The organism is Alteromonas sp. BZK5 (assembly GCF_014349115.1).
Classification (GTDB): Bacteria; Pseudomonadota; Gammaproteobacteria; order Enterobacterales; family Alteromonadaceae; genus Alteromonas; species Alteromonas macleodii.
Map to the genome: position 1 here is coordinate 57,717 of NZ_JACSOE010000019.1, position 12,752 is coordinate 70,468.

Below are 12,752 nucleotides of genomic sequence, written 5' to 3' on the forward strand. Positions count from 1 at the left end.
TAAAAGAAATCAATTACCTACAATCACTGCTAAAAAGTTGCGCTTAACAGAGTGTAACGTAAATTAATTCCTCCCCAGAAAGTGACAGGACATACCATGGCGTTTAATTTAGCTATTAATAACGATATTGCAGTAATCACCTTTGACGACGGAAAAGTTAACGCTGTAGGCTTTGATCTTATTCAGCAGTTTAATGATGCCTTAGATGAAGCAGAACAAAACGCGAAAGCGGTTGTATTACACGGTGGTGAAGGCAAGTTTTGCGGAGGGTTTGATTTATCGGTAATGAAAGCCGACGACAAAGCAAAACAACACGAGTTGGTATCAAAAGGCGCTGAATTAATCGTACGCCTATATAGCTTCCCACTACCTGTAGTCGTTGCTGCAGAAGGTCACAGCATTGCAATGGGCGCTATTATGCTTTTAGCTGCCGACTTGCGTATTGGTAAAGACGCAGATACTAAGTATGGGCTTAATGAAACCGCCATTGGTATGGTGCTACCGCCTTTCGGTATGGAGCTAGCCAAAGCCAGACTAGCGAATACGTCTCAAACTGAAGCATTGCTTTTTTCACGTATTTACCAAGGTAAAGAAGCAGTGAAAGCGGGCTTTATCGACGCTGCGGTGCCTCAAGAGCAGGTTTTAGCAACGGCCATGGGTTATGCAGAAAAGTTGAAGATGTTGCCTAGACAGTCTTTTGCTGAATCTAAGCTTCAGTTGCGTAAAGAGACAATAGCCAAGATGCAAGCCTAGGCCCTAGTTTGTAATAACGCGTTGAGACTTGTTACTTCAACGCGTTGTTTAGAAGTGATTACTTTACAGGGCCAGAACGGCGCTCTATCTCTTCTTTAAGTGCACTTCGAAGGCCTAGCTCAAAACTTAATTCCGCAAGCACAAATAGTGGTCCTATCGCCAGCCCCATTATGTCGTCGACAAACGCAGGCTTTTTACCCTCATAGTGATGACCAATAAATTGAAGCACCCAACCACCAATAAAAATACCAAGTGAAATAGCAAGCCATGTTCCCACTTCATTCTGTGCGATGGGTTGAGCGAAATAGACCATAGCCCCCGTAATAAGCGTCATCACTATGCCAAGTTTTATATCTAACTTAATGTAGAACGCATTACCAATTGCCCAAACAAAGAGCGCTGGGCTTATGATCATATCTCCAAAAATTGGCGCGCTAATTAGAAACGCAGGCTTACTTAGTAGACAGAAAACCGAGAAAACAATTAGCGGAATACCGACATAATGGGTGTATATGTTTCTTTGATCTCTGTGGTACTTGGCGTACTCACTCAAGTGCTTTTCTAAATTTTTCATACTGCGTCACCCATAAGTTATATCAAGGTGTTAGTTTACTCCGTTCATTCGCTTACGAACTGTCGTTTTGACGACAAAGTGAAGGTATAGTGGTGCTCTTCGTGCTATTTGAGCTCAACGATTAAAGATGAACTTAGTTGGCTATCGCGAATCATAGTGAAATTGATTAAAAACAATTGGAGTTTTCATGACTTACAGGAAGTACCTTTGGGCTTTGACAGGTTCTGCGCTTCTTTCTTTAACAGCGTGCAGCTCGGTCTCCTCTCTCTATTCAAATGAAAGTGAAGGTAGTGAAAAGCATACCGAAGGCAAACCACTTACGTTAGCGGACAGTCATTGGCAGGTTGAAAGTATAGACCGAGCAGGAATTATCGATTTCAGCCATGTTACGCTTAACGTAAATTCAAACGGAGACACTAGCAGAGTAAGCGGCAGTACAGGTTGTAATCAGTTTACCGGAGCGCTAGATGTTGATGAAGCCGATACGGTATTTAGTGATAAAAGCTCAGCTGAATCCTTTTCCACTGATAAGCTCATTCTCACCAAAAAGGCATGTGCGCCTGCACTGATGAAACAAGAGCAACGCTTCATCGAAATGTTGGCCGCATCGGCAAGTTATTCGATAGTGGAAAATACTTGGTTGGTGCTTTACGACAGTAGTGGCAATGAAACGATTAGAGCGATTGCTGCACAGATTTCTCAATCGATGACAAACAAAACGGCAAGCGCAACAAAAAGTAATGTAGATACGAAATTGTCTGACCTGGCGTCATCGCAAAAACAAGATGTGGTTGGCTCAAATGAACAAGAGTCGACCAAAACGTACAAATGTGAAACGCCTAATGCCAATCTCGCTACTTTACGTGTAAATACGCTAGGGCCTGATACATTGGCCTTATCATTAAACAATGCCCATCACATTGTGCAGTTATCACGTTCAGCATCGGGGGCAAAATACACCAACAACAAGAACGTAGTGTTTTGGAATAAAGGTGATGTTGCTACCCTATCGATCAACTCAGGTTATTACCATTGTAGTTTAAGCACCTAAAGCGAAATCGACGCTTACTTTTCTGTTTTAGGCTCAGTCTCTTCTACCTTAATATTTACCTGACATAATGAAAGGGCCTCAGCTGCCCTTTTAACTTCTCTTTTCAACACTTTCAAATTGCGAAGAGCAATTGCTTTTGGCCCCGCAAGATTAACCCTTACCTCCAATTCAATTAGTTTCAGTTAAACATTTCCGCACCTTTAATTGGTCAATCAAAAGTGAATTAAGCATGGGAATAGCTAATTCTTTATATATTTAATGTTTGCACTTTTACTATTTAAAATCATTTAGTTACCAGAAAATTTCGCAGGTTACTCCTTACCATTCCGCTTCTGTAACAATGCTCACAAGTTGAAACAATAGTTAGAACACTATACAATTTATTTTTATTGAACGACCAATTAAAATAAAAGCATCAGTAAAAAGACGTTCGACATTACGTTTTAAAACCTTCAATAATGCGTATTTGGCGCAGTAGGCAATGATGTTTTTTACAGGGTGACTTTTACAAAGCGAAAGTGTTCTATTCGAGCAAGTTAGCACTTCAATAAAGAAAATAGTTTCAACACTATTCATCATTTTGAAACTATTTCTACGTATTAGGTATTCGTAATAGAAGTTAATTCGCAGTACCCGCAAATTGGCGAAAGTTTTAGTCCTTTTAAAAGTAGGAGTTTATGCATGTCATTACCGACTTATCAGAATTTCATTCACGGCAAGCCGATGGCAAACAAAAGCAAAGAAACCTTTGCTGTAACCAACCCCGCAACCGGTGAGGTAATTTACCACGTAGAAGTGGCTGATGAGTTTATTCAACAAGAAGCAATTAAAAGCGCTAAAGAAGGTTTTTCAGTGTGGTCAGCAATGATGCCAATTGAAAGAACCCGCATTCTTAATAAAGCGGTTGCATTGCTTCGTGAGCGTAATGACGAACTCGCAAAGCTTGAAGTACTCGATACCGGTAAGCCTATTCAAGAAGCCGACTGTGTTGATATTGAAACTGGCGCTGATGTCATTGAGTACTATGCCGGCCTAGCTCCTACTCAACTAGGTACCCAGCAACCTGTGGGTGGCGATTTCTTCTACACGCGCAAAGAAGCGCTAGGTATCTGTGCCGGTATTGGCGCATGGAACTACCCTATTCAAATCGCTTGCTGGAAATCAGGCCCTGCCCTTGCCGCAGGTAATGCGTTTATATTTAAGCCGTCAGAAGAAACCCCAATGGGTGCGCTTAAACTGGCTGAAATTTTCACCGAAGCTGGCGTACCTGACGGCGTATTTAATGTGGTTCAAGGCGCAGCACAAGTAGGTCAGTGGCTTACAAACAGCCCTGACATAGAGAAAGTATCGTTTACTGGTGAAGTAGGCACAGGTAAAAAAGTGATGCAAAGCGCCGCTGCGTCGAACTTAAAAGACGTAACAATGGAGCTTGGCGGGAAGTCACCGCTTGTAGTATTCGAAGATGCCGACATTAGCCAAGCTATTAGCGCCGCTATGCTTGGTAATTTTTATACCCAAGGTGAAATCTGCACTAACTGCACCCGTGTTTACGTTCAACGTTCTGTTTATCAAGCCTTTATTGATGAGCTTAAAGCCCGTACCGAAAACAACATTGTTATGGGCGATCCGCTTGACCCCAACGTAAACCTAGGCGCACTTATTTCTAAAAAGCACCAAGAGCTGGTACTTAGCTATATTGCAAAAGGAAAAGAAGAAGGCGCAACGCTGTTAACCGGCGGGAACGCTGCCTCTCCGGCATCTGCACCAAATGGCTATTTTGTTGAGCCAACAATTTTCACTGACTGCACTGACGATATGACTATCGTTAAAGAAGAGATCTTCGGACCAGTAATGAGCGTGTTAGTTTTCGATGATGAAGACGAAGTGATCGCACGCGCGAATGACACTGAGCTAGGTTTAGCTGCCGGTGTATTTAGTAAGGATATCCAGCGCGCGCACCGCGTTATCCACCAGCTTCAAGCCGGTATTTGCTGGATAAATGCATATGGTAACTCTCCGGCTGAAATGCCTGTAGGCGGCTACAAACAGTCTGGCATTGGACGTGAAAACGGCGTTGAAACGCTTAATAGCTACACACAGACCAAATCGGTTTATGTAGGTATGAGCCAAATTGAGAGCCCGTTTTAAGCCGCAGTAGGAGTACATATGCAGACATTTGATTACATTATTGTTGGAGCTGGTTCTGCCGGCTGCGTGCTAGCGAACCGCTTATCAGAAAACCCAAAGCACGAGGTGTTGCTACTGGAAACCGGTGGCTCAGATAAAAGCATTTTCATCAAGATGCCAACGGCGCTGTCTATTCCTATGAATACCGACAAGTATGCGTGGCAATTCAACACTGAAAAAGAGCCCTATTTAAACAACCGTGAGATGCACTGCCCACGCGGTAAAGTGTTGGGCGGCTCGTCATCCATTAATGGAATGGTATACGTACGCGGCCACGCTAAAGATTTTGATGAATGGGAAGCTCACGGCGCAGAGGGCTGGAATTATCAGGCGTGCCTCCCCTATTTCCAAAAAGCTGAAACCTGGTACAAAGGTAACGACGCGTACCGAGGTGGCAATGGTGAACTCGGCGTTAACAACGGTAACGAAATGAAGAACCCGCTTTATACGGCCTTCATTAAAGCCGGCGAACAGGCGGGCTACGACATCACTAGCGATTACAATGGCAAGCAGCAAGAAGGCTTCGGCCCTATGCATATGACCGTGAAAGACGGTGTACGCAGTTCAGCAAGCCGTGAATATCTTGACCCGGTAAAATCGCGTAAGAATTTAACTATAGTGACTGGCGCGCTGGTTACTAAAGTTGTGCTGGAAGATAAAGTCGCAAAAGGCGTTGAATATGTAGTTAACGGTAAAACCGAGACTGCCGCCACATCTAACGAAGTGATTTTAAGCACCGGCTCTATTGGCTCGCCACACATCCTGCAGCTTTCTGGAATTGGCGACAAAGATATTCTTGAAAAAGCAGGTGTCGATGTTAAGCACCACCTGCCGGGTGTGGGTCAAAACCTGCAAGATCATTTGGAATTTTATTTCCAGTACAAGTGTAAACAGCCAATTACGTTAAATCGCAAACTGGGCTTAATTTCAAAAGGGTTGATCGGCGCTCGCTGGTTGTTAAACCGTTCTGGGTTAGGCGCTACGAATCACTTTGAGTCTTGCGCCTTCATTCGCTCGAAAGCAGACGTAGAGTGGCCTGACATTCAGTACCACTTCTTGCCTGCCGCTATTCGATACGACGGAAAGTCAGCGTTTGATGGCGATGGTTTTCAAGTGCACGTAGGTCACAACAAACCTAAAAGTAGAGGTAGCGTAACCCTTCAGTCGGCTAACCCGACGGTTCCACCTAAAATTTTGTTTAACTATTTGCAGCATCCAGATGATATCGAAGGGTTTAGAGCATGCGTAAGACTTACACGAGAAATCATCGCACAGTCAGCATTCGACGACTTCAGAGACGGCGAAATTCAGCCTGGCGAGCACATTCAGACGGATGAAGAAATAGACGCTTTTGTGCGTGAAGCCGTTGAGAGCGCTTACCATCCATCATGCTCTTGCAAAATGGGTGAAGATGAGATGGCAGTGGTAGATTCTCAAACCAATGTTCATGGCATTGAAGGATTGCGAGTGGTGGATTCTTCTATCTTCCCCACAATTCCAAACGGAAACCTAAATGCGCCTACCATCATGGTGGCGGAAAAGGCGGCAGACATCATTCTGGGTAAACCCGCTTTGCCACCACAAAACGTGCCCGTGGATATTCACCCGCATTGGCAAACAGAGCAACGCTAAATTTTTAGACTATCTCGTACCAGTGTGCTTGTTGTTAAAACAAGCGCACCTTCCACAGTGCCTACATGCCGCCTTTACTATAAGGCTTTAATGTGTAGTTGGGTGGACTGTTTAATAACGAAAAAAAGGAAAAAACATGTTTCATTTTTATCAATATTGGGAGGGTGATAATGACAGTATGGCTTAGTGCAGGCATTATTTTCACTCTACTTTCTGTAGCCTATATTTTGTTTAAATGGGGCAACATGAAAGTGGTCGGCGTAACGCCAGTTAGAACCTTTACCTTTATTGCCATTCTCTTTACCTCAGGTTTGGACGTGGGCCTTATTATGTTCCCGCTCACTGAATTTGCTGGTTATGCTGACATAAGCGCAAGTCCTGAATATGCCTTCACCAATCCGCTCGCCATTGAGTTTGGGTTCTGGGGATTCTTAATTTGGGGATTCTACTTTCTTACTTGTTTTTATTTCTGCGTAATCGAACCTAAAGTAAAGTTCTTCGAGCTTCCCGTTGTTAAGTTCGTAAACAACGTTGTAATCATCGGAACCTGTGCTTTCACGGCGTTTCTACTGCTGTCTAACCTTCCATGGTATTTACCGTCGGTAGGCGACGGAGAATCTGTCGTGCCTGCGTTCTACCTGATTGTGTTTGCAGCCATTGCTTTTGCCGTATATTCGAGCACTAGCATTAAATACGTGCGTATTTTAAGCCTTACAACCACATGGGTATTCATCGCACTCATTGTTGGCATGTGGGCGGCAGCATTTGTATTTGGCGAAAGTGAGATAACGGCTTATTTTACCAACCTAGGTCTTATTGGTGGGTACTTTGCGAACATCGATAACTTCGTATTACCCATTAATGAGTATCACGAGTTCTATCTATTCTGGTGGTTCAGCTGGAGCATCATGATTGGTCAGTTTACGTCTCGTTTCGTGGGCGGTCTTAAAACTTATCAAGTCATGTTGGCTATGATGGTCATTCCATCTATCCCGATTGCGGCTTGGTTTTCGGTACTGTACCACTATCACAGTGCAGGTATTCCTACTGAGGGGATAACCAATTTAGCCATGGTGTGTGTGGGTGTCGTCTTTGTGATCAACTCACTTGATTCACTGATTAGACTGTACACAGATAATCTAAACATGACCGTTGAACGCATCGGTAAAGGCAATTACATTGCTCTCAATATCGTGGCGCTTTCGCTACTCACGCTGCTGTTCAAACTAGACTTCTTGCAAATTCAGTGGGTGGGTGCGTTAGTTATCGCTATCTTCTTTAGCTGCTTTGCTTTCATTCTAAGTCAGAAGTTTAAATCGGTGACGGCCATCAAAACTTCGCCGAAAGAAAACAAAATCGACTTTACCAAGATAGAAAATCTCAACTAATTAAATCAATCACTTCTTACCTCATTAACATTGGCTCACTTTGAGCCAATGGGGGTAAGTGTTGCCCGAAACCGGCGTAAAAGCGCATTAACTAGGAAGCGGGCCAAATAAAACAACGATAAAAACAGGTGTTTAACAATGAAAAAATTGAATTCTTTTTTTACATCCGCGCATATTTTCACAGTGGCTATTGTCGCAGCGTTATATTCTTCAGCTTCATTCGCTGATTGGAGCGCCAATATCTCTGCGGTTTCAGATTATACCTTCAACGGCGTTAGCCAAACGCAAAACGACCCTGCACTACAAGGCGGTGTTGACAAAGCATTTGATAACGGCACTTATGCAGGCACGTGGGCATCTAATGTAGATTTTGGTGGCGATACAAACCTTGAGTGGGATTTTTATGTGGGTCGTTACCAAATGCTAACCGAAACGGTGAGTTTGGACTACGGCATCGCTTATTACTCTTATCACGGTGGCGATGATTCAAGTGATGGCAATTACCCAGAGGTGTATACCAAGTTTGGTTATGCCAGTGACTACGGTAGCTCAGAACTAAACTTCTGGTACACGTGGGATTACTTTGGAACCGGCGCAAAACACGCTATCGCAATGGTAGCTCATACCTTTGAACTCGCACCCAACCATCATTTACGTGCAAGCTTTGACGTATCTAACTCACTAGACAGTGACAAGTGGCTGTGGAATGGTGATGACACCTCTTTCTACCACTACCGTTTGGCTTACCAAACAAGCTATGAAGGGTTCGATTTCGAAATTGCTGCTGAAAACACCAATCTTGATTTTGATACCGCCGATGAGCGCATTGTGTTTGGTGTATCAAAAACCTTCAGCTTCTAAACGTTGAATTGGAAAGTGGTTCTTCAGAACAAGAGCCACTTTCCTTAGCAAATGCTATGCGTGTTCGCACTACGCTGCTTCAACTGTACTCGGTCAATTTAACTTAGCGATACGACGGTTAAAAAGTCCACGCAACAAAACGACTCAATTTACTTCCCTGTCCCATATCAATCACTTTACACTGCGCAGCACCGTAATAATCAATACTGGTTTTAATTGGTTTCAAATGGGCACTCTTCGACACCAAGCAGGTGAACCATTCTACATTGTCTTTTACAGAGACACTCTCTTTAACCATTCGCTGAATAAAGGCAAGTTCACCGCCTTCGCACCACAGTTCATTCGCTTGGCCCGCAAAATTCAAGTTTGCGTCCTTACCTTGGTAAGCGGCATTTTTACCTTGTAGCTTGGATGTACGATGCCCAAAACCTTGCTCACGATTATCGGTGAACTTCGCACCACTTCGTTTCTGTTTATTGCGGATTAAATTAGATGTCTTTCTTCGCGTGCCCGACAGTGCCTCTTGTGCAGACTTATGAAACGGAGGATTGCACATCGTAAACGTAAATCGTTCATTTGCTTCAATCACGCCGTTGAAAATACTTGCTCTATTCAATTGTTTACGCACTTGGAATTTATGGGCTAACACACTATTTTTACTAGCAATAGCTTTAGCACTTTTTACTGCGACGTCGTCAACATCACTCCCTACGAACGACCAGTCATAGGATGTAACGCCGATAATAGGATAGATAGCATTTGCGCCTACGCCTATATCAAGCCCACGAACGTTTTGGTCTTTCCCGTTTTGACTCTGCTCACCCTGCGCACTGCTTTTTAATAAATCAGCAATACCGTGGATATAATCTGCTCTTCCAGGTACAGGGGGACATAAATAGCCATCAGGAATATCCCAATATTCAAGACGATAATAGTGATAAAGTAAGGCCGCATTAAGCACCTTCACCGCTTTTGGGCTGGTAAAATCTATACTGGTATTGCCACTTTTAGCTTTAACGAGAAAAGGCTTAAGTGCAGGGTATGACTGACACAGCGCATCCATGGGATAGCCGTTCTTATGGAGATTTTTTGGGTGCATGAAGCGCTACTTTTTATGTGAAACTAAAAACTGAGACTGCACGTTTTCATCGAGCAACTGGGCACCGCTACCTTGGGCTGCCACTTTATCGTCGCTATTGTAAAGCCTACAGCGCTCTAATGACAAACACCCACAGCCAATACAGCCTTCTAACGACGTCTTCAAACTGGTCAGCGCGGCTATTTTTGCTTCTATATGCTTATTAAAAACCCTGCTTAATTTTGCCCAATCAGCTTGTGTGGGTGTTCTGTTGTCGGGAAGTGTAGACAACAGATCTTTTATATCAGCAAGGGAATACCCCATGTTTTGCGCTATTAAAATAAAAGAAACCCTGCGAATAACAGAGCGAGGAAATGCTCTATTTCCGCCATTTGTGCGCACAGAAGGAATAAGCCCTTCGTTGGCATAATAGCGAATTAATGAAACAGCATTGCCAGTACGTTTAGCAATAAAGCCAATGCTTACCATAGGTTCTGGTGCCATAACGCCCCTTTTCCAATTTCGAAATAGCGGTAAAAAAACGCTTGATCTAAAGTTAGCTTTAGATATTAAGCTGTTTTTCGTTGATTATCTACACAAGGAAAAACACATGACAACTGCATACTTAGAGCACGCGAATATCACCGTTGAAAACCCAGATGAGCTAGCCAGCTTACTTTGTACGCTATTTGGTTGGAAAGTACGGTGGAGCGGCGGCGCCAAAAATGACGGCTACACGGTGCACGTAGGAAACGATAAAGACTACCTAGCCCTTTACAGACCTAAAGCTATCAATGATATTGAAAGCGATTATAAAACCCTCGCCAATATCAACCACATCGGTATTGTTGTGCCTAATTTAGACGAAACAGAGCAGCGGGTTCTGGCACTAAATTTCAATACTTTTAGCCATGGCGATTATGAACCAGGTAGACGCTTTTATTTCATGGCTCAGCAAAACATAGAGATTGAAGTCGTTTCATATAACTAGGGCTATTAAGTGATACACCTAGCTGAACTTTCAATTTTAGTGTTAGATTAACCTTACCTCACTCGTGCGCGTTTTACTTTATATCTTTGTTTGCTAAGTTTGTTTACTAAAAATGAACGCGCACTGTGATCATTTTAATAATAATAGACAGGAAACATGGATGAGAAAGTTACTAGCGGTAAGTTTAGGTTTAGTAATGTTATCCCTATCGGCAAACGCATGGGCGAATAACATTCTTAGTATGAAACAGCGAAGCGAGCTGATTGATAAGATCACCGTTGAACGCTTCAATTCTGTGCTGCCCCAAATTATGGAGCGTGAAGGCATCGACATGTGGGTGTTAATGTCCCGGGAATACAACGAAGATCCCGTTTTAAAAACCATGTTACCTTCTACTTGGATTTCCGCACGACGTCATACCATGTTAGTCATTTATAACCCCGGCAATGGTCAACCGCTAGAACGTTTGGCTGTTGCAAGATATGCGGTAGGGTCACTATTTAAAAAAGCGTGGGATAAGGAAGCACAACCCGACCAGTGGAAGGCATTGAAACACGTTATCGAAGCCCGGAATCCCGTTAAAATTGCCATTAATACGTCTGATTCATTTGCCCTCGCTGATGGCATGACCTCTACCGAACACGATAAATTTATGGCCGTACTTCCTGAAGCGCTGAAAAGCCGCGTTGTAAGTGGCGAAAGACTCTCAATCGGTTGGCTGGAAACGCGCAGTGACCTTGAAATGCAATATTATCCGGTACTTACTCAAATTGGTCATTCACTAATAGCAACGGCATTTTCAAATGAAGTTATAACCCCTAACGTGACAACTACAGACGATGTGGTGTGGTGGCTGCGTGATCAAACGCGCGCTTTAGGGCTGACCAACTGGTTTCATCCTACTGTCTCAATTCAACGTAAAGACAGTGAAGTCTTCGACCAAATTACCGCATTTAGCAAGCGTCCTGGTGAAAACATCATTCGGCCGGGCGATCTCATTCATGTCGATTTCGGCATTACTTACCTTCGACTTAATACTGATCAACAGCAGCATGCTTACGTGTTAAAGCCTGGTGAAAAAGACGCGCCAGCTTCACTTAAGGAAGCACTTAAATCTGGAAACCAGTTGCAGGACATTCTGACCGGTAATTTTAAAGTAGGCAGAACAGGTAACACTATTTTGAGTATGTCGCGGCAGCAGGCTATCGAACAAAACATTACGCCCGCTATTTACACCCACCCGCTTGGTTTTCATGGGCACGCAGCGGGTCCAACGATAGGAATGTGGGATGCACAGGAAGGAGTACCAGTTCAAGGTGACTATCCAGTGTTTGCACAAACGGCTTATTCGATAGAACTCAATGCAGCAAGCTTTATTAAAGAGTGGAACAAAGAAATTAGAATTATGCTGGAAGAAGATGCATTTTTTGACGGTCAGTCAGTAACCTATTTAGATGGCAGGCAAACTGAGTTTCATTTGATTCATTCAGATGAAAACCAATAACTATAGGTGGAGCGTTACGCCTATTTTAATGCCTATACGAAATGAAAAAACTGAACGGAGCGGCTAAAGGTTGGCCGATGCGAGAAGACTTATGTAGAATTAAATCAAGCGAAGCGTAAAGTGTCAGGCCTTTCGCCCTTTCAAGCGAAAGGCCATGAAACTGTACTAAATATTAGCAGTAGGTTGCTATCCTAAAACGCAGTCTTATTCAGCAGCAGTGCGAACAACTACGTTCTCTGCACTGTATTCGCGAACAAAATCAGACATTGTTTTGTGGTTACAAATAATGTTCTCACCTTCCAAACCAAACTTCGCTAGTGCCGCTTCTTTACCTACTGAAAGCGCTTCTAGACAAGCCTGTGACGCAACATCTTGGTTTTTAGCAACAAGTGCTACAGTTTTCGCGTTTTCAGTCGCCTTGTTGTTTTTGTACATGTAAGCAAAAGTGCGAAGTGATTCGCCGTTGCAACGTACAGATGCACTGAACTCTTCTGCATTAAAACCTTTTGAACGGATAAGACGCAATGCAGGACCAAAACCATCTTCTGCAGCAGTTAAACATGCTTGTGTTTCGATGTTGTCGTTAATTGGCTTTAGTACGACATCTTTTGCGAAAGATTGAGTGGCAGCAACAGATAGTGTTAGAGCAATTGCGAAAGTAGACAGTTTCATTTTTGAATTCCTATTTTGTAACTAAATTAGATATCACCTGAGTGATGAATACATTATGAAC

General features: G+C 43.3%; 12 protein-coding genes. 8 read left to right on the forward strand and 4 right to left on the reverse strand.

From position 1 onward, the window contains the following. The first annotated feature begins 96 nt into the window (after positions 1-96). Positions 97-753 (forward strand): crotonase/enoyl-CoA hydratase family protein, encoded by a 657-nt coding sequence (locus BIZ39_RS07880; protein ID WP_061486305.1) that lies wholly within the window; start codon positions 97-99, stop codon positions 751-753. 58 nt (positions 754-811) lie between these two features. Here the strand turns inward: BIZ39_RS07880 and BIZ39_RS07885 are convergent, their stop codons facing one another. Next, positions 812-1,327, reverse strand: coding sequence for a DUF962 domain-containing protein (locus BIZ39_RS07885; RefSeq protein ID WP_187446753.1), 516 nt, complete (start codon positions 1,325-1,327; stop codon positions 812-814). 187 nt (positions 1,328-1,514) lie between these two features. On the opposite strand from BIZ39_RS07885, the gene BIZ39_RS07890 reads away from it, so the two are divergent. From BIZ39_RS07890 to BIZ39_RS07910, 5 genes are all read left to right on the forward strand, one after another. After that, positions 1,515-2,378 (forward strand): META domain-containing protein, encoded by an 864-nt coding sequence (locus BIZ39_RS07890; protein WP_187446754.1) that lies wholly within the window; start codon positions 1,515-1,517, stop codon positions 2,376-2,378. Positions 2,379-3,059: 681 nt separating this feature from the next. Further along, positions 3,060-4,526, forward strand: a complete 1,467-nt coding sequence (betB, locus tag BIZ39_RS07895) for a betaine-aldehyde dehydrogenase (RefSeq protein ID WP_014979913.1) — start codon at positions 3,060-3,062, stop codon at positions 4,524-4,526. An 18-nt stretch (positions 4,527-4,544) separates the two neighbouring features. After that, entirely contained in the window at positions 4,545-6,197 is a 1,653-nt protein-coding gene (gene betA / locus BIZ39_RS07900) for a choline dehydrogenase (RefSeq protein WP_187446755.1), read from the forward strand. A 170-nt stretch (positions 6,198-6,367) separates the two neighbouring features. After that, the gene (locus BIZ39_RS07905) at positions 6,368-7,585 is read left to right on the forward strand and encodes a BCCT family transporter (protein WP_187446756.1); all 1,218 of its coding nucleotides are present in this window, start codon (positions 6,368-6,370) and stop codon (positions 7,583-7,585) included. Positions 7,586-7,723: 138 nt separating this feature from the next. Further along, complete coding sequence (locus BIZ39_RS07910) at positions 7,724-8,446, forward strand: TorF family putative porin (protein ID WP_052235417.1); 723 nt, start codon at positions 7,724-7,726, stop codon at positions 8,444-8,446. A 118-nt stretch (positions 8,447-8,564) separates the two neighbouring features. Here the strand turns inward: BIZ39_RS07910 and rlmF are convergent, their stop codons facing one another. Both rlmF and soxR read right to left on the reverse strand, forming a co-directional pair. Then, the gene (gene rlmF, locus BIZ39_RS07915) at positions 8,565-9,545 is read right to left on the reverse strand and encodes a 23S rRNA (adenine(1618)-N(6))-methyltransferase RlmF (RefSeq protein ID WP_187446757.1); all 981 of its coding nucleotides are present in this window, start codon (positions 9,543-9,545) and stop codon (positions 8,565-8,567) included. 6 nt (positions 9,546-9,551) lie between these two features. Then, positions 9,552-10,028 carry a redox-sensitive transcriptional activator SoxR gene (gene soxR / locus BIZ39_RS07920; protein WP_168534230.1) on the reverse strand — a complete coding sequence of 159 codons (477 nt, stop codon included), beginning with the start codon at positions 10,026-10,028 and terminating at the stop codon, positions 9,552-9,554. Between the two features lie 106 nt (positions 10,029-10,134). Here soxR and BIZ39_RS07925 point away from each other — a divergent pair, with 106 nt between their 5' ends. Together BIZ39_RS07925 and BIZ39_RS07930 are read left to right on the forward strand one after the other, a co-directional pair. Next, positions 10,135-10,515, forward strand: a complete 381-nt coding sequence (locus BIZ39_RS07925) for a VOC family protein (protein WP_069944783.1) — start codon at positions 10,135-10,137, stop codon at positions 10,513-10,515. 160 nt (positions 10,516-10,675) lie between these two features. Next, on the forward strand, positions 10,676-12,019 hold the full coding sequence (locus BIZ39_RS07930) for a M24 family metallopeptidase (protein ID WP_187446758.1): 1,344 nt from the start codon (positions 10,676-10,678) through the stop codon (positions 12,017-12,019). 204 nt (positions 12,020-12,223) lie between these two features. Here the strand turns inward: BIZ39_RS07930 and BIZ39_RS07935 are convergent, their stop codons facing one another. After that, a complete protein-coding gene (locus BIZ39_RS07935) occupies positions 12,224-12,691 on the reverse strand; it encodes a hypothetical protein (protein ID WP_014950289.1) in 468 nt (155 codons plus the stop codon). Positions 12,692-12,752 lie beyond the last annotated feature (61 nt).